Annotated in this window: 19 protein-coding genes, 1 tRNA gene and 1 pseudogene; 14 read left to right on the top strand and 7 right to left on the bottom strand. The window is 45.8% G+C overall.

Annotated features, from left to right (window positions below):
* Window positions 1-70: 70 nt before the first annotated feature.
* Window positions 71-760: a DUF4365 domain-containing protein gene (locus QUA20_RS05755; protein WP_333186319.1), complete on the bottom strand. Its 690-nt coding sequence runs from the start codon at window positions 758-760 to the stop codon at window positions 71-73.
* A 286-nt stretch (window positions 761-1,046) separates the two neighbouring features.
* Between QUA20_RS05755 and rpmH the strand changes: the two genes are divergently transcribed.
* From rpmH to QUA20_RS05705, 10 genes are all read left to right on the top strand, one after another.
* Window positions 1,047-1,184: a 50S ribosomal protein L34 gene (rpmH, locus tag QUA20_RS05750; RefSeq protein WP_006632320.1), complete on the top strand. Its 138-nt coding sequence runs from the start codon at window positions 1,047-1,049 to the stop codon at window positions 1,182-1,184.
* Between the two features lie 42 nt (window positions 1,185-1,226).
* The gene (gene rnpA / locus QUA20_RS05745; RefSeq protein WP_172184371.1) at window positions 1,227-1,631 is read left to right on the top strand and encodes a ribonuclease P protein component; all 405 of its coding nucleotides are present in this window, start codon (window positions 1,227-1,229) and stop codon (window positions 1,629-1,631) included.
* The gene (locus tag QUA20_RS05740; RefSeq protein WP_172184373.1) at window positions 1,603-1,995 is read left to right on the top strand and encodes a PH domain-containing protein; all 393 of its coding nucleotides are present in this window, start codon (window positions 1,603-1,605) and stop codon (window positions 1,993-1,995) included. Before rnpA ends, QUA20_RS05740 begins: the two co-directional genes overlap by 29 nt.
* Before the next feature lie 201 nt (window positions 1,996-2,196).
* Window positions 2,197-3,345 (top strand): membrane protein insertase YidC, encoded by a 1,149-nt coding sequence (gene yidC, locus QUA20_RS05735; RefSeq protein WP_333186313.1) that lies wholly within the window; start codon window positions 2,197-2,199, stop codon window positions 3,343-3,345.
* A gap of 11 nt (window positions 3,346-3,356) precedes the next feature.
* Window positions 3,357-3,830, top strand: a complete 474-nt coding sequence (locus QUA20_RS05730) for a R3H domain-containing nucleic acid-binding protein (RefSeq protein ID WP_333186311.1) — start codon at window positions 3,357-3,359, stop codon at window positions 3,828-3,830.
* 114 nt (window positions 3,831-3,944) lie between these two features.
* Window positions 3,945-4,466 (top strand): YceD family protein, encoded by a 522-nt coding sequence (locus QUA20_RS05725; RefSeq protein ID WP_333186308.1) that lies wholly within the window; start codon window positions 3,945-3,947, stop codon window positions 4,464-4,466.
* 6 nt (window positions 4,467-4,472) lie between these two features.
* A complete protein-coding gene (locus QUA20_RS05720) occupies window positions 4,473-5,981 on the top strand; it encodes an AAA family ATPase (protein WP_333186306.1) in 1,509 nt (502 codons plus the stop codon).
* Window positions 5,982-6,121: 140 nt separating this feature from the next.
* Window positions 6,122-6,583, top strand: coding sequence for an SH3 domain-containing protein (locus QUA20_RS05715; protein ID WP_333186304.1), 462 nt, complete (start codon window positions 6,122-6,124; stop codon window positions 6,581-6,583).
* A 447-nt stretch (window positions 6,584-7,030) separates the two neighbouring features.
* Entirely contained in the window at window positions 7,031-7,207 is a 177-nt protein-coding gene (locus tag QUA20_RS05710) for a hypothetical protein (protein WP_172184385.1), read from the top strand.
* Between the two features lie 522 nt (window positions 7,208-7,729).
* Entirely contained in the window at window positions 7,730-9,307 is a 1,578-nt protein-coding gene (locus QUA20_RS05705; RefSeq protein WP_333186301.1) for a peptidoglycan-binding protein, read from the top strand.
* A gap of 177 nt (window positions 9,308-9,484) precedes the next feature.
* Here QUA20_RS05705 and QUA20_RS05700 read toward each other — a convergent pair whose 3' ends face one another.
* The 4 genes and pseudogenes from QUA20_RS05700 to lipA all read right to left on the bottom strand — a co-directional run.
* A complete protein-coding gene (locus tag QUA20_RS05700) occupies window positions 9,485-10,012 on the bottom strand; it encodes a transcriptional repressor (protein ID WP_333186298.1) in 528 nt (175 codons plus the stop codon).
* Between the two features lie 267 nt (window positions 10,013-10,279).
* The gene (sigC, locus tag QUA20_RS05695; RefSeq protein WP_333186295.1) at window positions 10,280-11,545 is read right to left on the bottom strand and encodes an RNA polymerase sigma factor SigC; all 1,266 of its coding nucleotides are present in this window, start codon (window positions 11,543-11,545) and stop codon (window positions 10,280-10,282) included.
* 561 nt (window positions 11,546-12,106) lie between these two features.
* Entirely contained in the window at window positions 12,107-12,253 is a 147-nt protein-coding gene (locus QUA20_RS05690; RefSeq protein WP_333186293.1) for a hypothetical protein, read from the bottom strand.
* A 273-nt stretch (window positions 12,254-12,526) separates the two neighbouring features.
* A pseudogene (lipA, locus tag QUA20_RS05685) lies at window positions 12,527-13,402 on the bottom strand (lipoyl synthase); the annotation flags it as partial.
* Between the two features lie 91 nt (window positions 13,403-13,493).
* Between lipA and QUA20_RS05680 the strand changes: the two are divergent.
* Both QUA20_RS05680 and QUA20_RS05675 read left to right on the top strand, forming a co-directional pair.
* A tRNA-Pro gene (locus tag QUA20_RS05680) sits at window positions 13,494-13,567 on the top strand.
* Between the two features lie 454 nt (window positions 13,568-14,021).
* Window positions 14,022-15,143, top strand: coding sequence for an EAL domain-containing protein (locus QUA20_RS05675; RefSeq protein WP_333186290.1), 1,122 nt, complete (start codon window positions 14,022-14,024; stop codon window positions 15,141-15,143).
* A gap of 165 nt (window positions 15,144-15,308) precedes the next feature.
* Here the strand turns inward: QUA20_RS05675 and QUA20_RS05670 are convergent, their stop codons facing one another.
* Together QUA20_RS05670 and xth are read right to left on the bottom strand one after the other, a co-directional pair.
* The gene (locus tag QUA20_RS05670; protein WP_172184507.1) at window positions 15,309-16,184 is read right to left on the bottom strand and encodes an SDR family oxidoreductase; all 876 of its coding nucleotides are present in this window, start codon (window positions 16,182-16,184) and stop codon (window positions 15,309-15,311) included.
* 171 nt (window positions 16,185-16,355) lie between these two features.
* Entirely contained in the window at window positions 16,356-17,141 is a 786-nt protein-coding gene (gene xth, locus QUA20_RS05665) for an exodeoxyribonuclease III (RefSeq protein ID WP_333186286.1), read from the bottom strand.
* A 634-nt stretch (window positions 17,142-17,775) separates the two neighbouring features.
* Between xth and QUA20_RS05660 the strand changes: the two genes are divergently transcribed.
* Together QUA20_RS05660 and QUA20_RS05655 are read left to right on the top strand one after the other, a co-directional pair.
* Entirely contained in the window at window positions 17,776-20,283 is a 2,508-nt protein-coding gene (locus QUA20_RS05660; protein WP_333186283.1) for a GTPase, read from the top strand.
* Window positions 20,284-20,296: 13 nt separating this feature from the next.
* A complete protein-coding gene (locus tag QUA20_RS05655) occupies window positions 20,297-22,051 on the top strand; it encodes a GTPase (protein ID WP_333186280.1) in 1,755 nt (584 codons plus the stop codon).
* The last annotated feature ends 88 nt before the right edge of the window (window positions 22,052-22,139 follow it).

Here is a 22,139-nt window from a genome sequence, read left to right as displayed (position 1 = left end):
CTCTACCGAAACATAAACCTATTCATATTCACTCATTTATTTATTATACATCGCTGATGTTATTAAATTTTCATTCCTTACTATATCCTTCACCACCGAATGTTTGTGCATAGACTGTAACTCCTGGAAAACCAGGGCTTCCATATCCACACTTGGCATTAGCGATTCGACTACCTTCTAAGTAGTAATGCATTAATCCTTTGATAGTCATTCTCTCTCGCGAGGATGACCTGTCAAATTCCAGCCTCAATGTTCCCAGATAATCGCCCTGCCGAGGAGTAGCTGAAGCTTGCATATTAACTATTGATACCAATTGAGCAGGCAGTGCATCTACATCTTGCTCAAAACGATTTTGAAGAGGAACTGGAATCGTAACCGTTTGTTGTTCTTGCCAGTTTTTATTAAGCGAGCTAAGAAAATCCTTGGGAAAAGACCAATAGAAACTGCAAGTTTGAAGATCGACTACAACTAAAAATGTTGGATTTGGCTGGATTAACCAATAATTAAGAGTCGTTACTGCAATAGAAAATCGAATTGAATCGCCTTTGAGTTCAGACTCTTCTGTACCTTTGCATTGAACGTTAAATAACTTTCCAGTTGGGTACTCTCCTTGCATAAGCTCACAAATGAAATCAATCCCCATATCCCGATCTTGTGGAACAGGAATAACAATACAAAAATTAGTGAAAACTGAATTAAGAAGGTCAGCAGCACTTCCACCAATTCTCTGAGCGTCTGTACGTTTAGGTAAATTTATCATTACGGTAATGGAGCTTTTTTCACAATCTTAACTAAACCGCTATCTAAGGCGAAAGCAAATAGGAATACCAATACTTTAAGTAGAAGATGATTTTGTCTGTCTAACTTATAATTGTATCGCAGTTTCGGTATTATACTTAATATAATACAAGAATACCGCCACTTCACTCTTACTCTCATTACATCTCAACTGTGAAAAATATTATTGCCAACAAAACAACTGTATGGTAAACTAGAAGATTGTGAATATTAATCAAAAGTAAAGTAACAAGCCCGGAGAAATCAAAATGACACAGCAAACCCTGCACGGAACCAGCCGCAAAAGAAAAAGAACATCAGGTTTTCGGGCCAGAATGCGCACCGCAACCGGTCGATTGGTAATCAAAGCCCGCCGCAGCAAAGGTCGCCACCGCCTCGCAGTCTAGCACTGCATCAAGGTTGAGAGGCCTCAACGATCGCCCTACGCCATGTTGCCCGAGACAAACCGACTCAAGCACCGAAAAGACTTCAGCGCCGTCTACCGCAAGGGAATGCGCCGTAACTCCGCTCATTTCAGCTTAAGAGCTCTGCGCAAACCAAAAAGCGCCGAACTCGCCAAACCGACAGCCGAAAAATCCTTGCAGCCCACTCGTACAGGCATTTCTATCAGCCTGAAAGTCAGCAAACGCGCTGTAGTCCGCAATCGGATTAAACGCCAGATTCGGGCAGCTTTGCGACAACTATTGCCCCGATTAAAATTCGGGTGGGATTTAGTAATTGTCGTGCGTCCGATCGCACAAGAGTGCAATTATGCAGAAATTCTGCAAGAATTAGAGCAGTTGTTGGTAGAAGCCGAGGTACTAGATGGGAATTCGAGAGGAAGTATATTATGAAGGCGGCCCCGCGCCGGGAGACTTGATCATCAACTTACTCCTAGGGCTGACAGTCGTCGGCATCCCCCTCGCAGTAGGAGCAATTGTCCGGGCTCTGTGGCTGCGGTATCGGATCACGAGCCGCCGAGTGTCTGTAACTAGCGGTTGGATGGGGGGCGATCAGACAGACGTTATCTACTCAGATATAGTCAAAATCGTCACAGTACCTCGCGGTTTCGGGACTTACGGAGACATGGTGCTGACCATGAAAAATGGCAGTCGCTTGGAACTCAGGGCTATTCCGAAATTTCGAGCAATGTATGACTACATTAACGAAAAACTGCCCGCAGCAGCTCAAAAAGCAAACGCGGCCCAAGCTAAATAACCGAACCGCTTCGCCCTCAAATCAGGGTAAAGTCAGTGCGAGTATTGGCAAACTCATTACAACAAACCGCTAGCGGGCGGTCGATCGACGGGCCATGTCCTAAGATAGAGACAAAACCCTGAAAATTGAGGCGGCTCGCGTTAAGCGGGTAAAAATAGTTCTCAACAGCAAACATAGAGCAACTAAATTAACTCAAAGCGAATGGATTTTGGTATCTCGTTTCTCTCCAACAACCTAATGCTGCCGATCCTAGATTTTTTCTACGGGATCGTGCCAAGCTACGGTTTAGCGATCGTAGCACTGACGCTGGTGATTCGCTTTGCTCTTTATCCTCTCAACGCAGGCTCTCTTCGCAATATGCGGCGCATGAAAGTAGCGCAGCCGTTGATGAAAGAGCGAGTAGATCAAATTCAAAAACTCTATAAAGACAATCCTGCCAAACAGCAGGAGGAAATGAGCAAAGTATACAAAGAATTTGGCAATCCTCTAGCAGGATGCTTCCCGTTGGTGCTGCAAATGCCAGTGCTGTTTGCACTGTTTGCAACGCTCAGGGGTTCGCCGTTTTCTGACATAAATTACAGCGTCAACGTTCAAGTTTTGCCGAAAGAACAAATCGAAACTGTTCAACCGCAAGCTTTTGCTACACCGCCCCAAAATATTTACGTCACAGGTACTTTTCATGCTCCAGTTGTGGGCGTAATTCCAGGCGGCGACAAACTCGCAGTCGGCGACACAACCAAGATTAATTTTCAAACCCCAGAGGGCCAACCTCTCAAAGTGTTAGCGGCAGAAAATAAGAGCGAAATCGACTTTGAACCTGGCTGGAAAGTCATCAAAGGTGAAGAAGTGGTCAAGGTAGATGAACAGGGCAACATCACGGCATTAGCGCCCGGTGAAGCCACAGTTCAAGGCACAATCCCCGGATTGGCTAGTAACAAAGGATTTCTGTTTATTGAAGCTCTAGGCCGCGTTGGCGCGATCGACTCAGACGGTACAATCCACTGGGATATTTTGGTGATGATCCTGGGCTTCGGGATCAGTTTGTATATCAACCAAACTCTTTCGGGACAAGCACAAGGACCAAACGACAACCCCCAACAGGCTACAGTCAACAAACTGACGCCAGTCATATTTTCGGGGATGTTTTTGTTCTTCCCACTGCCGGCTGGCGTGTTGATGTATATGCTGATTGCTAACATCTTCCAGACAGTTCAGGCGTTTATTTTGTCGCGAGAACCGCTGCCTGAAAACCTGCAAAAAATAGTGGACGAAGCAGAGGCAAAAACCCAAAAAGAACAGGGATTAGATGCACTTCCCTTTGAGCCCAAGCGTTCTAAGAAAAAGGCTTGATTTTAACAATAATGAAAGACTCTCAAATGCAGCGCGGACAGCAATGGTTAGAAGAATTGTTACAACTGTCCGCCATTCCGTCAAAAGTTGTAGGCGAACAACAAAAAGATTGCTATTGGATGACAATCGATGACAGCAATCTGACAGCAGAACAAGTTGCAATTTTAGTCGGGCCTGACGGTAATGTAATAGATGCCATTCAGTACCTCTGCAACACGGTTCAGAATATAGGTCAGGAAGTAGAGGAGTCACTTCCTTATACAGTTGAACTCAATGGCTATCGCATCCGCCGCCAAGAGGAATTGCGATCGATGGCAGAGTACGCAGCCGACCAAGCGCGTTCGACGGGAGTTGAATTTGAACTCAAATCGCTGTCTTCGGCAGAACGCCGTCAAGTCCACAGCTTTTTGAGCGAATGTGAGGACATAGAAACTTACAGTCAAGGACAAGAACCAGATCGGCGTTTGGTAGTGCGGCTGCGCTGACAATAAAAAGAGAAAAAAGGAAAAAGGAAAAAGGAAAAAGCGAAAAATTAGCTATTCCTTTTGACTTTTGACTTTTGCATTGAGACAAGCATAATAAAACGGCGAGAAATTATTATGGAGACAATTTATATCCCTCATCTCCTCACAAAAACTGAGCGGAAAGAGGTCATTGATTTTGAAGAATTTATCCCCGATTTAGAAACTCTTACTCCGGTGCGGGGACGACTGCAAGTGACTCACCAAGGGAATTATCTTGAGGTGAAGGCGAAAGCAGAAACAATAGTTACTCTCACCTGCCACAGATGCTTGAAACAATACAATCACCGTTTGGCACTCAACTCATCTGAATTAATCTGGCTCGAAGAAACAGCAAATCAGACAGATTCAAGTTCAGCAGAAATAGAAGTTGCTTTAGAAGATTTGGTGGAAAATTTGTCGCCTGGTGGCTATTTCTCTCCGGGCGATTGGGTGTACGAGCAAATGTGTTTGGAACTGCCACACAAACAGCTATGCGATGCTCAATGTCCGGGAATAAGTTTAAACGATCCAGAGATAGAAAGCTCAGAAGCTGCATCAGACAGTCGCTGGGCGTCTCTGGCAGCACTTAAACGGCAATTGCCTTCGTCGGTTGACTAATAACTAATGACTATTTTTAGCGACGAGTTTGAACTGCTGCTGCGATCGCGCTACCCCCTAATTTACATTCCCACACGGGAAGAAGAGCGCGTAGAAGTGGCGATCGCCCAATGCGCCAAAAAACAAGGTTCTCGCGCCGTCTACATCTGGGATTTTGTGGACGGCTACCAAGGCAATCCCAACGATGCCGGTTTTGGCAAGCGCAACCCCCTGCAAGCTTTGGAATTTCTGGAAAAGTTGCCTGCATCCGCCCCTGCAATCTTAATTTTGCGGGATTTTCAGCGGTTTTTAGAAGATGTCTCGATTTCCCGCAAGCTGCGGAATTTGGCGAGACTCCTCAAATCTGTACCCAAAAATATTGTCATCGTATCTCCTATTGTTTCGATCCCGGAAGACCTCAGTGAAGTGATGACTGTTTTGGAGTTTCCCCTGCCTGCGGCGGCGGAAATCAAAATTGAGGTAGAAAGGCTATTAGGGGCTACCGGACAAGCCATTGAAGGGCGTTTGCTGGACGAAACAGTGCGCTCCTGTCAAGGGCTGTCTATCGAACGAATCCGCCGAGTTTTGGCAAAGGCGATCGCCACCAGAGGCGAACTCCATTCCGACGACGCGGAACTGATTTTAGAAGAAAAGCGCCAAACAATTCGCCAAACTCAAATTCTGGATTTTTACCCAGCCCGCGAAAATATTTCCGATATCGGCGGTTTGGACAATCTCAAAGAATGGCTGCTGCGGCGCGGCGGTGCTTTTTCCGATAGAGCCCGCCAATACGGTTTGCCGCATCCGAGAGGTTTGTTGTTAGTCGGAATTCAAGGAACCGGAAAATCATTAACAGCAAAGGCGATCGCCCACCACTGGCATTTGCCTTTGCTGCGGTTGGATGTCGGGCGCTTGTTTGCCGGCTTAGTCGGAGAATCGGAATCGCGCACCAGGCAAATGATTCAGCTAGCGGAAGCTTTGGCGCCTTGCGTGCTGTGGATTGATGAGATTGACAAAGCTTTTGGGGGATTGGACGGTAAAGGGGATTCCGGGACAACCAGCCGGGTGTTCGGGACTTTTATTACTTGGTTGGCAGAAAAAACTTCACCGGTGTTTGTGGTAGCAACAGCCAACAACATCCAGTCTTTGCCGCCAGAAATGCTGAGAAAAGGCAGGTTTGACGAAATATTTTTTGTGGGTTTGCCCAGCCAGGAGGAACGGCGGGCGATTTTTGAGGTACATTTGTTGCGGTTGCGATCGCACAGCATCAAAAATTACGATGTAGAGCGCTTGGCTTACGAAACTCCCGATTTTTCAGGGGCCGAAATCGAGCAAACTTTGATTGAAGCAATGCACATTGGATTTAGCCAAAATCGAGACTTTACGACAGATGATATTTTAGAATCAGCTAGTCAGATGGTGCCTTTAGCCAGAACGGCTCAAGAACAAATTCAGTTTCTCCAAGATTGGGCCGCTGCTGGGAAAGCTCGCCTTGCTTCTAGATACGGCAGTTTGAGTCGCCGGATTCAAGGCTAAGCTTTTGAAGTCAGTAGTCAGTAGTTAGCAGCCAGTTGTCAGTTGGCAGTTACCAGATTTTACTCAACATTCAGCAGTCAACACTCAACCTTCTTCCCTCTTCCCTCTTCCTTCTTCCTTCTTCCTTCATTTGCGGTTTTATGAACAGTATATATAGCGTTTTCAAATTTTTAGTGGGTTTTCTGCTAGCGATCGTCCTGATGGCAGGTGCTAGCGTGGCGGCTGCACTTTACTTTGCCGCTAAGCTAACTACTGTGCCCGAAAAACCTGTTTTTCCCAACGACAAAACAGCAGTTCAGATTGCAGGCGCTGCGCCCCAGTCAACAGCCCAGGCTAGCCCTGTTTCTACATCTAGCGATGCCCCGTCTCCGAAACCGCTGGAACCGGGAGCTTACCGAGCGATGGTGACTCAGCCGATCGGCTTAATTCTTCGGGATACTGGTAGCCGAGACTCGAACCGCATTGGCGGTGTTGGTTACAAGGAAAAAGTCGTGGTTTTGGAAGAGTCGCCGGATAAAGAGTGGCAGCGAATTCGGGTTGAAGATGGCAATCGCGAAGGTTGGGTCAAGGGCGGCAATACTGAAAAAGTTGAGGGCGAATAGGACTTAGACAAAAATATACTTCTCTCATTGTGAGGGCAGCGAAGCAATTGCAATGTGAACATTGTTCACTAACGCCGGGTTTTTTCCTGTCTCTAGTTGCCAATAGCTAATTACACATTTATCCCAACAAGTCAAGTTAAATTTATTTACGATATTTGGGATTGCAGTTTGAGGCACACAGACTGTGGGTGCGATCGCCTCTGCAAAATCCTGAATTTTCCATAAAAGCCCAGCGGACAAAAGGTTTTAAGAGCTAAAAATCAACAGAAAAACTCTAATATACATAATATTAACTTATGTTATTAATGAGAGTATGTTAAGAAAAGTAGCAAAATTTTAAGGTTAGTTGCAAAACGCAGGCTGTTGTCACCCCAGCAGAGGCAAGAATGGTAGCTTTGATCGCATAGATGTAAGTTTTCAGCTTAACAGCTACCAACAATAAAAAATATGTACGACAAACGTCCGGATCGAGATTTGGCAAGTGCTGCTGTAACTGCGGCTCTGGGAGCTGGGGTCGTTACCTCTTTTGCGGTGAGCAGAGGGCAAAACCCGCTGGTAGCCATCGGCATTACTGTTTTTGCAGCGGGAGTAGCTGTACTTTGCGATCGGTTCGGCTTAATTTAAGTTAATGTCCCATTTTTACGAACAGTTAACCAATAAAATCCCCGCCCTATTTGCAACTAGCAAGGGTGGGGATTTTTATTGGCTCCTTTTTCGGTCAATCAGCGGTACTTTCCTAAACGCACTCGCCACATCAAAAAACGGGTTTCTTAACAAAAAACCTGCGCTTTCAGCCTTTTTCCCAGACAAGAAATTAAGGTGATGACAGCCTGCGCGCAAGTCTTGTGGTAATTTCAGCGGCAGCCAGATAAAATATTAGCCAGCACTACCCCAGAACTTATTGTCTTTTGGCATTAAACGCTAAGACTATGCCTGCCAACTTTTTTTGTGACACTCGCGTCTCTATAAACAGCGATGCTATCTTAGTTGTTACCTGTAATTATTTTTGAAGGTAAAATTTTTTCAAATACGGGTGCTTCGTGCAAACAGGTAAAACTTAGCCTTGATAGATCCACAGCAGCCCAAAGCTCAGCTTGAGTTTGCTCGTAAACCCCACCCACAATTTCACATTCACAGTAAAAAGTTATGGAATCCCTCGCCTACCTCGAACTTGCTCTTGTTTGCGAAGCACCCGCAGAGTCGAAAATTTTTGATGAGCCAAAGTGGCAAAACCTATCCAGTCACACTTATCTCCGTTTGCTGTCTCTGGCTTTGATGCTGTCGGTTTTGAGTGCAGCCGGTGCGGCTTTTGCTCAAATAGATCCGGGATATCCAAATTTGCGAGCGGTTCAAGACAGGTTGCGGGATCTCGGCTATTTTCCCAGATCTTCGACAGGTCAACTCGGCCCGGTTACTAAACAAGCTCTGACTAATTTTCAGCGAGACTATCAACTGTCGCTGACTGGCAGGCCCGATCGAGCTACGGTGATAGCACTCAACAGTTTTGCCGGGGATGACGATCGACCTTTTAAAACTATTTATACAAATTATCGGGAGCTGCGTTTTGGAGACACGGGTGCAGATGTTTCGGCTCTCCAGCGCAGGTTGCAGCAACTAGGCTACTTCAGCGCGCATCCCACAGGGAGCTTTCGCGAAGTTACTCAAAATGCGGTTAGATACTTCCAGCGAATTAATCGACTGCGGGTGACTGGAGTTGCCGACAGGCAAACTTTAGCTTTACTGTTTGGTTCCACCCGGCCGGTTCCCCCCGTTACGCTGCCGGAGGATATTTCGGGAAATGGCGGTTGCAAGGGGCTGCGGTTCGGGGACAGAGGGGCGACGGTAGACTTGATCCAGCGACAGCTAAAAGCTTTGGGCTATTTTGAAGGCGGGGTTGACGGCAAGTTTCGCGAACGCACTCTCTACGCTGTGACTCGTTTTCAGCAAGATTACAATCTGGTTTCTGACGGCTGCGCTGACACAGCTACTTTGACTGCTATCGATTTCCAGATGAGGCAAGCTGAAATTACCTCATGGACTGAGGAAGATGACCCACAGACTAATGCCGAAGATTTTCTGGAGTTGGGCGATAGAGGCAGACAAGTAGAATTTGTGCAGCGGAGGCTGCAAGAATTGGGTTATTACAGGAGCCAGATTCACGGTTGGTTCGATCGACCAACTCAGGCAGCTTTGATCCGCTTTCAGAGGGATAGCGGGCTGTTCGGTACTGGAAGGGTCGATCGCAGCACTCGATCGGCTTTGCGGCAAGGCAACAGGCAGGCCGCAGCGCCTGTGCCACAAATCACTGCTGGTCTGCGACGGGGTGATACTGGGCCTGCTGTCCGACAACTTCAGTCTTCGCTCAGAAGTCGGGGCAAAAACCCCGGCCCGGTGAACGGATTATTTGGAGCTCAGACCGAGTTTGCCGTGCTGTCGTTTCAGCAGGAACGCAATTTGTCACCGGCGACGGGTATTGCCACTCCGGCGACTTTGGCTGCGCTCCAAAATGGATTACCTGGGCGGGTGGCTGTTCGTGCTGTTCCAATTAGCAGCAGTTTTAACTCTCGATCGAGCATTCAGCAATTACAAAGGCGGCTGCAAGACCTCGGCTTTTACACAGGCTCGATCAGCGGAGTTTTCGATGTTTCGACGAGAGACGCCCTCGATCGAGCTCAGCGCAGTTACGGGGTCAGCAGCGACGATTTGTTGAGCCAAACTTTTTAGCCCCAGGCTTGCGGACGCTACATCAAATAAATCGGGTTTCTCGTTTCCGACTCATTCCTGAAATGATGTATTTTTCTTAAGAAACCCGGTTTCTGCGTAACTGCGATCGCACTTGAGCTAACGATTTTTGTGAAAAATTGTAACTAGCCGTACTTGAAATGCGAAAATAGTGCATTGTCACTCGATTACATCCGGGGCGCTGCTGCCGTGCTGGGCGATCGACCTCGGACAAGACCAATTGCTGGAAACCAAAGACGGCCATCCCATCCGCAAAGCTTCGTGACACACCGTATGAATGGTTAGCTGGCAGTCTAGCAGGTGCAACCCAGACTTTTCAGCTTGCTTCAGGCCAATTTTTAAAATCGAATCGTTGTTAAATTCGATCGTTCTGTTGCACTGAACGCAGACTAGGTGGTGGTGGTGATGCGGGTAAGGCTGGTTTATTTCATAGTGTTTGTGACCTTCTGCTAGTTCGAGTTCGCGTAGCAGGCTCATCCTTGCCATTAACTTTAAAGTTCGGTAAATGGTGGATAAGCTAATGTTTTCTCCGCGATTTTTTAACAAAGTGTACAAATCCTCCGCACTCAGGTGATTGCCTTTGGGGAGGTTCTGAAACACGTGCAAGATGGTTTCCCGTTGGGGAGTCATCCGCCAGCCTTTGTCATTGAGTTCGGATTTGAATGAGGACGCGGTATAAAGTGCCATAGTGACCCTCTCAAGAAAGTCTGCCTATTGACAATAATACACAACGATCGAGATATTTTGCAAATATCGCAGCTTATTGAAAAAAGATTCAGGAAAAAAATTGATTTTTGATATTTTTTGACTTTTAACAAGCTTTATGACTTGCTGCAGAGGACAGAGAAGTTGTTTAGAAGTAAATATTGTTACTTCTGCCTCATGCCTCATGCCTTCTGCACAAGTGCCAAATGCCTCGCTCCCTGATTAATCGCGCTGACTGGCCAGCCAAATTTAAGTCAGAGACTCCAGATAGTCGCGCACGCGGTTGCGGCGCTTGGGTTGGCGGAGTTTTTGCAAAGCTTTCGCTTCAATTTGGCGGACTCGCTCGCGGGACAAGTCGAGCGCGCGACCGATTTCTGCCAGCGAATAGGGGTGTCCGTCACCCAAACCAAACCGCATCAGAATTACATCTCGCTCGCGGCTGGTCAAATCTGCCAGCAGTTGCTGCAAGTCGCGGTGCAGAGCTTCTCGCATCAGCATTTCTTCTGGCGATACGCAGTCGGTTTCGAGCAAGTCGCCCAACTCTGTATCTTTTTCGTTGCCCACTTTAGTTTCCAGAGAAACAGACCGGGGGACTCGCAGTAAAACTTCTCGGACTTGGGGCGCGGTCATGTCCAACTCGACAGCGATGTCTTCGATCGTAGCTGTCCGACCTTTTTCTTGAGAAATTTTGCGCTGGGCTTTTTTGATTTTGTTAAGTTTTTCGGTGATGTGGACGGGGAGGCGAATGGTGCGGCTTTGAGTGGCGATAGCCCGCGTAATTCCCTGCCGAATCCACCAGTAGGCATAGGTGCTAAACCGGTAGCCCCGCGTCGGGTCAAACTTTTCTACAGCTCGCTCCAGTCCGAGAGTACCTTCTTGTATTAAATCGAGCAATTCTAAACCGCGATTTTGATATTTTTTCGCCACCGAAACCACCAGGCGCAGGTTCGCCTTAATCATGTGGTCTTTAGCTTCGACGCCTTCAGCTTGAATTCTTTCGATCGCCTCGACCGTCATCTCGGCTAACTCTGCCCAGTGGCGCTTGCCTTCGGACATAATTCGCTTGAGTTCTGGCACGTCACTGACGCCGGCGGTTAAGGCCCAGCGTTCCAGGGAAGGTTTATGTCCTAGCTGTGCCGCCAAGCGATCGCGCACCTCAATTAAATGCACGAAGCGCCCAATTAGCCCTTCTTCCTGAGAGGCGACCGTGTTGCGTAATTCCAGCAATTTGATATAGCGCTGAACTTTTTGAGCTTCCGAGACTTCTTCGTCTCTACCCAAGAGACGAACCCGACCTATTTCTTGGAGGTACAGGCGCACTAAATCTGTAGTGCGACGGCTGGCATTTTTTTGCAATTTGGCTGCTGGGTCTGCATCTTCTGTCTCTGCTGGGTATTGGTCGAGCAGTTCGTCTCCAGCTTCTTCAGCATCTTCATCCAACACATCACCTTGCAAGGGATTGACTCGCAGTTGTTCGTCGAATTCAGCTTCAGCGTAAAAAGAGGTGGCTGGCATAGTGATTTTCTCAGTTGCTCCGGGTGAAAAGATGCTACGCTTAGCGGCTATTTATAATTATGATGCCCACTTTGTTAAGACGAAGCATCACCGCTTTGTGTTTCTTTACTAACTTTCCTGACTTTTCTGCTGTTGTTCGATCGAACTTTTGCTGCCCCACTTGTTTTACCAAGATTCTGGAAAACGCTAAGAACTTTCTGATGTAACAGGTTGAAGGCCCGAAAAGTATGTTGTACTTCTTTGTTTATGTAGCTAGTATAGATAGTGACTGGCTAGAAACAAGTGACGTTAGTCAGAAGTTAAGTTAATCTTCATCACCGATAACCTGGTTCCCGATCACTTCGGAAAATTAGCCATTTTTTTAATAAAACTTTATATAACTCGGCGCTCTTGATTAAATACCCAGCAGTGAGGGCAGAAGTTAAATCCACTACAGTACAGTATATGAGCTTCAGAGTTGGTACAGTCGGCATTACCGAGTTATTGGCTGACTCAAAAACCGGGTTTCTTCCTCAAACTTCTAGGTTTTAATCTAGAAGTTTGAGGGAGAAACCCGGTTTCTCAATGTCTTTTGCGTAAGTCGCGACTTTGAGGGGGCGATCGGCTGATAATTTTTTTGCTGTTCGCTGCTGCTTCCGGGTTAACATCACCCAAGAACGCCAGCATCAACAACCTGTTTTTTTGCACGCGGCCTGCAACAGCGCTCAACTTAAAATTGCTAAGTAGGCCAGCGGAAAAAAAACCACAGTATCTTGTAGGGGTCGGTTTAACTAAGAACGCAAATACCAGCGAGTAGATGGCTGCAAAACCCTCCAATTAAAATTGCTAAGTAGGTCAGCGGAAAAAACCATAGTATCTTGTAGAGGCGGGTTTAGTTAAGATCCCAAATACCAGGGAGGAGACGGCTGCAAAACCCGCCTTCCCGATGTTGACTGTTGACTGTTGACTGCTGACTGTTATGTTAATTTGTAGCCACCTACTTTAGCGCGGGTAAAGTTTCATCAGTTCCCTTACCTGTTCGGCGTGATACGAACTGCGAGTTAAGGGAGAAGCGACAACTTGCAAGAATCCCAAAGATTCGCCAAATTTTCTCCAAGCATCAAACTGTTCTGGAGGCACAAAGTTTTCTACGTTCAAGTGCTTTTGAGTCGGTTGCAGGTACTGTCCAACTGTTAAAATATCGCAGCCGACAGCCCGCAAGTCTTCCATCGCCTCCCGAATTTCGGCGTCTGTTTCTCCGAGCCCCACCATGATGCCGGATTTGGTGTAAACCCCAGGTGCGAGTTCGCGACTTCGCTGCAATAGTTCTAAGGTGCGATCGTACTTTCCTTGCGGCCGCACCTTGCGGTAAAGTCGCTTTACGGTTTCGGTATTGTGGTTGAGTACCTCTGGGCGGGCTGCGAGAATGATTTCTAAAGCTTGCCAGTTGCCGCACAAGTCGGGAATCAAAACTTCTATAGTTGTATCGGGCATCGCACAGCGCACTGCTTGAATGCACTCGACAAACTGAGACGCGCCCCCATCCGGCAAATCGTCCCGGTTGACAGAGGTAATCACGACGTGGTTGAGTTTGAGCCGCTGCACCGCTTGCGCCAATCTTTGGGGTTCTGTGGGATCTAAAGATTGGGGCTTTTTCTCAAAATCTATGTCGCAGTAAGGACAGGCGCGGGTACAAGCCGGGCCCATAATCAAAAATGTGGCAGTACCTGCGTTGAAGCATTCGCCGATGTTCGGACACGAAGCCTCTTCGCAAACCGTATTCAGGGCTAAATCGCGCAAAATTTCTTTGACGTTGCCGACGCGCTCCCACTGAGGGGCTTTAACTCGCAACCACTGGGGCTTAACTGTCACGTCTGTCTCCGCCTGAGTAGTGTTTTACAAATCATTATATACGAGGTTGCTAAATTTTAACTTGAATGTGATAAGCTTAAAATCTAGTGACTAATTTCGGGATGTAGCGCAGCTTGGTAGCGCACCTCGTTCGGGACGAGGGGGTCGCAGGTTCAAATCCTGTCATCCCGATTATACAATTAAATTGGATATGCCCCAGCAAGTGAGTGTGTTTTGGGCGATATTCCGGGTGTGTATATTTTTCGTACGCATAAATTAGCCGATGGGGCGATCTATCGTTTTAATTTGCCTTTGCGGAAAAATCAACTGTGGCGACTGTTTTGGCAGATGGAATTAGAGAATAAGGCGTAAATAATCACAGCAGCAATAGAGAGTAGAGAGCAAGTCTTTGCGTTCTCACTCTGTGAGGGTTTGGGACTGTGTTTAATAATACGTACTTGCTCAATGCTGAGAAATTTTGCTAAGGTTTGAAACCGAAGGCAAGTATACATACTGCAATAATTCTTAAATACAATTTTATTAAATTTTACATCTTCAGATATATGTATTAATAGATGAATGAGCTTATAATAAGATTTAATTCCTAGCTGTTCTCAAATTAACCCACAAACCGGAGGATATTCCAATGCAAAAAAGTGGCAAAGCCTTCGGCTCCTGCTCTCGCTGCGAAACACTACCCGCCAAAATAGAGGGAAGGGGAGGTCTGTACCTGTGGTTTCCAGTATCGCACACCCTGAATAAAGTTATTTCTGCACTGACCAAGGCTCAACTTGAATTTCGGCTGTTAGAAGAGAGCAAGTGTTTGTACGTTATGCTTGAGGGAATAGCCAAAGAAAAGTTTAACGCCCTAGCATCATCGGCGCTGACAACTCAAGAGTTGAAAGAGACAAAAGTTTTGTGGATGCGCGAAGTTGAACAGCCAAAACTTAGCGATTTTTATCGCAGCACTTCCTTAGACTCTTTTATTAATTTTAGTAACTCTGATTGGCTGTTAGATTTATTGTCCGAAGAACGCATTACTACACATTTTCAGCCCATTGTTTATACCTCAGATACTTCTAAAATTTTTGCCCACGAAGCGCTGCTCCGAGGAATTGACGAGCAAGGAAACTTAATTTATCCGGGTCGGATTTTTGCCCAAGCAGAATCAGCAGGCCTAATTTTTCAACTAGATGTTTTAGCCCGGACTCGCGCTATCCGCGAAGCACATATTTACGATATCAAAGAACTACTTTTTATTAATTTTTCTCCCACTTCAGTTTACGATCCCGCTACGTGCCTGCGAAGAACAGTACAGGCTATTGATGAAGCGGAAATTCCTCACAGCAATATTGTTTTTGAAGTAGCGGAATCTCAGCACCCTCCTGATATCGATCACTTGATTAATATTCTGATTTTTTACCGAGAGGCGGGATTTTTAATTGCTTTGGACGATTTTGGCAGCGGTTCTTCTAATTTAAATTTGATGCACCAACTGCGTCCAGATTTTATTAAATTGGATATGCAATTGATTCGCAACGTCCATCAAGATTATTATAAGGCACTTATTACGGAAAAGATGTTAGAAGTTGCCGCTCAATTAGGAATTAAAACTGTTGCTGAAGGTGTGGAAACTTTGGAGGAGTTTGAGTGGGTGCGGGAACGGGGAGCAACTTTTGTTCAAGGTTATTTGATTGCTAAGCCGACTTCTCCGCCGATCGCAGTTACCAGCTATATTGGTCCTGAACCACTACCTATGTCTGCTTAAATGGTTTTCAGTGGCAATTTGGCGCCACATTTGATTGTTTCCAGGCTCTGCCTGGGGACGCATATCTGGAGGCTCTGCCTCCATTAAAATGAGACAACAATTTGGAGGCAGAGTCTCCGGATCTTCATTACCAGGCTTTGCCTGGTAACGAGAATAACTAGCCTTTTAAACGCTCAAATTGCGCCGCAGAAAGCTTTCTAGGGATTCCATTCTCATGCCGTAGATTGATTCCAAGTTTTGCACTTGTTCGGGAGTGCAGAAATACTCGTTACCCAGCAATACCCGCAAAGTTCCTAAGTCTTTTTGAGCTTGAGGATTCAATAAACCCAAGGCATTTCTCAAACCGTCAAACACAACCAGCGGCGGGTTGATTACCATCGGTTCGCGATTGAATAAGCGTCCAAAAATGCGGGGAATGTCGTCTCTTGTCAGCACATCCGGGCCACCGACTCGCAGAATTTGGTTGCGGGCGCCTTCGACTGTTGGCGAGTCTGCGGCAATCTTTGCTAAGTCGTCGGTACTGACAACAGAGGTGCGGTTTTTGCCGTCGCCAATCAGCAGGTAAAGTCCGGTTTCTCGAAATCTTGCTGCTAGCGGTAACAAGCTGGAAGCAAAACCTGCTGGCCGCAAGATTGTATAATTCAAGCCGCTGTTTTGCAGGTATTTTTCTACTTCTCGCTTGGCTTTAAATACTGCGGAATCTTCGTATCCTCGATCGACTCCCAGTACCGAAACAAAGACAAAGTGCTGCACTCCTGCTTCTTTGGCGCAGTCGATCAATTCTATGTTAGCGCGGTAGTGTACTGCTTGAACGTCGCCGCCGGTGCCGTGGCTGCTGATGATGTACTGCACTCCTTGGCAGGCTTTTTTAATATCTTTGTCTTGTTTTAAGTCGCCGATAAAAATCTCGGCGCCTCGGTTTTCTAGTTCTGAGTAGCGAGATGCGAGGCGAACGAATGCGCGGACCGGCTTCTCTTGCTGTGTGATTTCTCGTACAATTCGGCGGCCTAGTGCGCCTGTTGCTCCGGTTACTAAGAACATGATTTTTAGTTGTTGGTTGTTACTTACATCTTGCACGTTTCTCAAGAACAGGCAAGATGCCTGTTCCACACAAACTGAATTTTATTGTGGGGTGGGCATCCTGCCCGCCCATAAAATCATTATTGAGAATGGTGCAATATCTCAGTTGTTATTAACCTTATAACTTATAAATCAAATTTCGACAATTACGGGGGCGTGGTCGCTGGGTTTAATTAATTTTCTGGGAGCAATGTCTATTGTACAGTTTTTTGCTTGTTCGTACAGGGGAAAGCTGAGATAATGGTGGTCGATTCTCCAGCCGTTGTTGCGCGGAAATGCGGCGGCGCGGTAGTCCCACCAGCTATAATGGCCGCCTTCTGATGTGAATTTGCGAAAGGGGTCGTTTAATCCTAATTCTATGATTTCTGTTAGTGCGAGGCGCTCGGGAACAGATAAGCCGACGGAGTTGGCATTGGCTTTGGGATTGTGGATATCTCGATCGTCCGGGACGATGTTGAAGTCGCCGCAAATGCACAATTTAGGGGATTTGTCTAGTGCAATTTTGAGGTATTCTTGCAGCAGTTTGAGCCACTTTAGTTTGTAGTCATATTTCTCGCTGCCGACTTCGGAACCGTTGGGAACGTATACGCAAATAATGCAAATATCGTCGATTATTCCGGCTATTAGGCGTTTTTGTTCGTCAAAAATACCTGCGGTTTCGTCGCCGAGAATGGGGGCAAATCCGGTGCTGATTTGCGTTAGGGGCGATCTGCTGAGAATGGCGACACCGTTGTAGGATTTTTGACCGGAAATGTAGCAGTTGTAGCCGAGGTTGATGAAGGGTTCTAGGGGGAAGTCTTTGTCGGTAACTTTGGTTTCTTGGAGGCAGAGAACGTCTGGGGAGTTTGCTTGCAACCAGCTAGTAACGTGTTCTATGCGGGTGCGAATTGAGTTGACGTTCCAGGTAGCGATTTTCATTTTTTGGGTGTTATATACTCTCTGATTACTGGCTCGATCGTAAAGTGCGATCGCCCGTTTTCTTTGACTGTTTCAACTAATGACCGTCGTCCTAAAGATTGCATGACTTTCCAGAGTTCTGGCGGTGATAGTTGCAGGTTTTCTGGTATTTTTGAGATGTCGGCTGGTTCGGGGGTATTGGCTAGCCAAGAGATAACTTCTTGTTCGGATGCGGTTAGGCGATCGCACTGCTGGTGCAGGAGAGATTCTAAGTCACCTAAAAATAGGGTATCACAGGATAGGAACTCGGAAACGCTGTCGCCGAATAAGTCTTAAATCTATGACTTTTTCGGTAGCAACCAGCTAAATGTGACTTTTTATGGTCGAGTTGGGATGGAAAAATCTACTAAATATGACTTGATATAGCTTGACAAGCTTTGGTATTTAGGAAATAATTTATACTGAAGACTGCAAACATATAAATAAACAAAGAACAAGCTAAAAAATAATTCATTTAGGTTTTATACAAAACGAGACGCAAAATGTATGAAATGGGAAGAAGCATTTAAAATCGTTTTTTTTGGCCCTAACATCTGTCGGGAGTGCCAGTCTATTGCCTTAATCAGTGACCAATCCAAATATTGAGTAAGTTAAGATGTCTGACCTAAGCTCAACAACCCCGGAACACCTAGACTACCCATTCCTATTAGTCACGCACATGGTCTGCGCGGATCAGCAGATTCACAGTGAAGAGTCGAAAGCACTACGCGAACTAGCAACGCAGATCGGCGCTTCTCAACGTACTCTCGCTGAGATGGAAAAAATTCTTGCTCAAGAAGAAAGTCAGCTTTCTGTAGAGGATTTAGCTGCAAAAGTGTCGCCCGGTGAGCAAAGTGAGGCCATGTCGCAAATGTTGGCGATCGCCTATGTTGACGGTTTCTGTTCAGCATTAGAACGCCAGATGGCAGAACAAGTAGCACGAATTTGGAACTGGCCAGCGGGAGAAGTACAGCGGCAGCTTGTAGAAGCAGGAGCCTTCACTGATACCAGATTCATAGGCGAACACAACCAACAACAGAAAGTTTCTTTCGGTGCGCGTTTCCTTAAAGGGGCTGATTCTCTCCTTTCACGCGCATTGGTGGATAATGTAGCAAAGCTGACTGGGAGCGAGCAAAAAGTTGAGCAAATACGCCGGGAAATCCTGTTAACGGGGCCAGAATATGACGAGGCAATTCGTCAGTGTGCAGTCATCGCTGATGAAGATTACAAATTTGCAGAATTGGCACTTAAAAAAGCTTTATCAGCCCTTTCCAATTTGGGTAAAAATATTCAAGGGGTTCTCGAAGACATCAAACATAAAACAAGTCGGAAAGGTCAAGCTACCACAGCTAAGGAAGTCGCCAAGCAACTTGAGGATACTATAAATACTCTAAGTGCCGAAATTATCAAAGAAATCGAAATTGTGCGCAACTCGCTTCGGGCTAAGGAACGCGCTCTTAATCATTTCAGCATCACATTTATGGGGCGAACTAAGGCGGGTAAAAGCACTCTTCACGCCATCGTTACAGATGATGGGTGGGATGCGATCGGTGTAGGGAAGCAGCGCACAACTCGGTTTAATCGGGTGTACGAGTGGAAAAATATTCGCATCATTGATACTCCTGGGATTGGCGCTCCGGCTGGTCAAAGTGATGAAGAAATTGCTAAAAGTATTATCGACGAGTCAGATGTGATTTGTTATGTGGTCACAAATGACAGTATACAAGAAAGTGAGTTTGCTTTCTTACAATTATTGAAGGAAAAAGCTAAGCCACTAATTATTCTGCTGAATATCAAGAAAAATCTGAGCGATCCTCGACGATTGGAGCATTTCTTACAGAACCCTGATAAAGAGTTTATTATGGAGGGTCAAAGCGGTATCGGTGGACATATTCAACGTATCCGCCGCTACGCTGAAGAGCATTATGCTAATGACTACTTCGACATTGTTCCTGTGATGCTGTTGGCGGCGCAGCTTTCCCGTGAACCAAAACACGAAGAGAAGAAAAAAGAGCTTTTTAAGGCAAGCCGAATGCAGGATTTTCTTGATTCAATTCGTGAATCTCTGGTTAAGCATGGTGCAATCCGCCGCTCTCAAACTCTGCTTGGTTCAGCCGTAGGCGCAATTGATAATCCTTATAAGTGGGTAAATTACCAAGCTTTAGTCTATGAAAAATTGACAGAAACTCTGAAAAATAAACGTGAGGGAATCCAAAAGGATATCCAAAAAGCAGCTAAGGATGCTACAGACTCTTTACTGCAACAAATCGAGGGGATTTTTCAAGCTGCTATAGAAGCCGTTCCATCTTTTGCAGAAGATTATTGGAACCGTAACGAAGCTACTCAGAAGCATGGATGGGAGCAAAAACTAAAAGAACTTCGATTTGAAGAACGCTTAAAAATAGCTTATGAACAGGCTAGCAAAAATTTCAATAAGGAAGTTCAGGAAGCTCTGGAGGAAATAGGAAATGAATTACAGCTAATATCTCAGCTTGGTAGCAATAATTTCAGCTTTACTGAGCAGGATTCAAACAATTTTCGAGCTTTTGTGCGAATCCTAGGGATAGCAGGAACTATTCTAGCGTTCTTCGTCGCTCTTCCTTTTGCCCCCGCGATAGCGGGGGTTTTAACTACTGTTTTTAGCGGGATTGGCGGAATGTTTAAATCCAGAGATGAAAAGCGACGCGATGCTGTTAGAAATATCTCTACTTCATTGGAAGATCAGCTCAAGACTCAGAGGCAAAACACTCTACAGCAGGCTCAGGGAGAGTTTAGTAAGTATTCTGATTCTGTAACCACGAACATCAACATCTATTTTGAAGAATTGATTGCAGGGCTAGAGGCGATTGCGACTCAGCTTGAAGAAGCAAAAAAGGAGTTAGCGGATTCAGAAAATTATCTAAATCGTGCTTATGCCAAGCGAATCATTGACTGGTCTACTGACCAACAGGAACCCTTGACTGTTAAAGGTATCAACCAAACCATTTATAAAGTCGAACGAGATTTCGGACGTAGTATGAAGATTGTAACACAATCTAAAGTTCAACGACTAAAATCACTAGACGATATCAACCACATCCTTCAAGAAGATATTTCCTTTAGCAATCTCAAATCTACCAAATGAGGGCAAAACTACCATGACTCAGAACAACCCCAACTTTAAAGCTGCTGATGTCGGTGCATCTTTCAATAAAACGCTAGTAAAATTTGAAAACTTACTGGCTCATGGAAATACAGCCGAACTAACAGCTATCCGCAAAAAAGTGGGCGATGAATTAAAAGAGTATCAAGAGCAGGGAATTCTCGGAGTAGCTTTTGTGGGGCAGTACAGTGCTGGTAAATCAACCATTATTTCTGCCATGACAGGGCGGCGCGATATCCGTATTGATGCTGATATTGCTACTGATAAAACTACTAATTATGACTGGAACGGCATCAAGCTAATTGATACGCCTGGACTTTTTACAGACCGCCAAGATCACGATGAGATTACTTATGAGGCAATCAACAAATCAGACTTGCTGGTTTTCTGCCTCACCTATATGCTCTTTGACTCACTGACAGCAGAGAATTTCAAGAAGTTAGCCTATGAAAAAGGCTATCGCTGGAAAATGATGCTGGTTATCAATAAAATGTCTGATGAAGCAGGAGAAGAAGAGCAAAAGATTGTCAACTACCGCCAAAGTCTTGCGGATGCACTGAAGCCTTACAGTCTTGATGAATTTCCTATCTGCTTTATTGATGCCAAAGACTACTGTGAAGGCATTGACGGCAAAGATGATTTCCTGACGGAAATCAGCCGCTTTCCAACTTTTATTGAGGCTCTCAATCAGTTTGTAGAGCGTCGTAGTTCCCTTGCTCGTTTTGATACACCCGTCCGAATTGCTCTAAGCTGCGTTGATCAGGCTCAGTTGAGTTTTACTCGCAACTCTAACGAAGATTCGGCTTTTTTTGAAGTGCTGACACGATTATCTCGCACAGTGCGTAAAGAGCGCGATCGCCTGCGAACCAAGGTTAAAAATATAGCCCTGGAGATGTCATCAGGAGTTGCTAGCGAAGGCAACACTCTTGCCGCAGCAATAGGCGATCAGAATTTTGAAAGGCTGAATAAACAAGCTGAACTGAATGTCCAGAAGCATTATGAGAAAGCAGAAACCAAACTGCAAGATGCTGTAAACGTAGCAGTTGAAGATATCCGGCAGGAGGTTGAAGAAGTGCTAGAAGGTAATCTAGTCAAGAGTTTTGTTGCTTGCCTAGATAAAAATCAAAACATATCAGCCCAAAATCTGGGGGCTGGTATGGATGTAGAGCGACTTAAAAGCCAAGTTGGTTTGCTTAAAAACATCGGTGAGACTGCAGGGGTGAAACTGACCACTTTAGCATCGAGGAGTTTTGCAAAAACCGCTGCTGAACAAGGATTTCTCCGCTCGATAGATGTAGCAGGAAGCGGTTTACATCAAAGTGTTGTCGCTGTGGGAAAATTTGTCGGCTTTAAGTTTAAGCCTTGGCAGGCGGTTGGTATGGCCAAAAATATCGGCAATGCTGCTAAATTCCTGGGGCCAGCTCTAGCAATTGTTTCGGTAGGAGTAGATCTTTTACAAATGCAACAGGAACGGGAGCGAGAAAGTAAAATGTCTGATGTCCGTCGCGATATTACGAGTCAATTTCAATCAACAGCAAAAGACTTGGAAAATCAAATTGAAATACAGCTATTTGAATTTGAGCAACAGGTTTACGGAGAGATTGATAAGCAAATTGCAGCCGCTCGCCAGAAGGAAGAGGAAGTGATTTATGCTTCTAATACTTGGGTAAAACAATTGGCAGAAATCCGTAAGAATTTTGACGCGATCATCCAGTACATCACGAAGGCAACAGTTAATCCGAATACTTGAATCTGAAAAAGCCCGATCGCCCTTACATCCCAAATTGTCAAAAAGCGGGATTAAAGGGCGATCGGATATAACCCTCAACAAGACGGGG

The sequence above is a fragment of the Microcoleus sp. Pol7_A1 genome (genome assembly GCF_036701085.1).
GTDB classification, from domain to species: Bacteria; Cyanobacteriota; Cyanobacteriia; order Cyanobacteriales; family Microcoleaceae; genus Microcoleus; species Microcoleus asticus.
The sequence above is the reverse complement of the archived record's forward strand: the minus strand, read 5'-3'. Positions and strand labels throughout refer to the sequence as shown.

Excerpts from the sequence above, each read along its gene's own strand:
- QUA20_RS05755 (WP_333186319.1), bottom strand. The coding sequence starts at position 760 with ATGATAAATTTACCTAAACGTACAGACGCTCAGAGAATTGGTGGAAGT.
- rpmH (WP_006632320.1), top strand. The coding sequence starts at position 1,047 with ATGACACAGCAAACCCTGCACGGAACCAGCCGCAAAAGAAAAAGAACA.
- rnpA (WP_172184371.1), top strand. The coding sequence starts at position 1,227 with ATGTTGCCCGAGACAAACCGACTCAAGCACCGAAAAGACTTCAGCGCC.
- QUA20_RS05740 (WP_172184373.1), top strand. The coding sequence starts at position 1,603 with ATGGGAATTCGAGAGGAAGTATATTATGAAGGCGGCCCCGCGCCGGGA.
- yidC (WP_333186313.1), top strand. The coding sequence starts at position 2,197 with ATGGATTTTGGTATCTCGTTTCTCTCCAACAACCTAATGCTGCCGATC.
- QUA20_RS05730 (WP_333186311.1), top strand. The coding sequence starts at position 3,357 with ATGAAAGACTCTCAAATGCAGCGCGGACAGCAATGGTTAGAAGAATTG.
- QUA20_RS05725 (WP_333186308.1), top strand. The coding sequence starts at position 3,945 with ATGGAGACAATTTATATCCCTCATCTCCTCACAAAAACTGAGCGGAAA.
- QUA20_RS05720 (WP_333186306.1), top strand. The coding sequence starts at position 4,473 with ATGACTATTTTTAGCGACGAGTTTGAACTGCTGCTGCGATCGCGCTAC.
- QUA20_RS05715 (WP_333186304.1), top strand. The coding sequence starts at position 6,122 with ATGAACAGTATATATAGCGTTTTCAAATTTTTAGTGGGTTTTCTGCTA.
- QUA20_RS05710 (WP_172184385.1), top strand. The coding sequence starts at position 7,031 with ATGTACGACAAACGTCCGGATCGAGATTTGGCAAGTGCTGCTGTAACT.
- QUA20_RS05705 (WP_333186301.1), top strand. The coding sequence starts at position 7,730 with ATGGAATCCCTCGCCTACCTCGAACTTGCTCTTGTTTGCGAAGCACCC.
- QUA20_RS05700 (WP_333186298.1), bottom strand. The coding sequence starts at position 10,012 with ATGGCACTTTATACCGCGTCCTCATTCAAATCCGAACTCAATGACAAA.
- sigC (WP_333186295.1), bottom strand. The coding sequence starts at position 11,545 with ATGCCAGCCACCTCTTTTTACGCTGAAGCTGAATTCGACGAACAACTG.
- QUA20_RS05675 (WP_333186290.1), top strand. The coding sequence starts at position 14,022 with ATGCAAAAAAGTGGCAAAGCCTTCGGCTCCTGCTCTCGCTGCGAAACA.
- QUA20_RS05670 (WP_172184507.1), bottom strand. The coding sequence starts at position 16,184 with ATGTTCTTAGTAACCGGAGCAACAGGCGCACTAGGCCGCCGAATTGTA.
- xth (WP_333186286.1), bottom strand. The coding sequence starts at position 17,141 with ATGAAAATCGCTACCTGGAACGTCAACTCAATTCGCACCCGCATAGAA.
- QUA20_RS05660 (WP_333186283.1), top strand. The coding sequence starts at position 17,776 with ATGTCTGACCTAAGCTCAACAACCCCGGAACACCTAGACTACCCATTC.
- QUA20_RS05655 (WP_333186280.1), top strand. The coding sequence starts at position 20,297 with ATGACTCAGAACAACCCCAACTTTAAAGCTGCTGATGTCGGTGCATCT.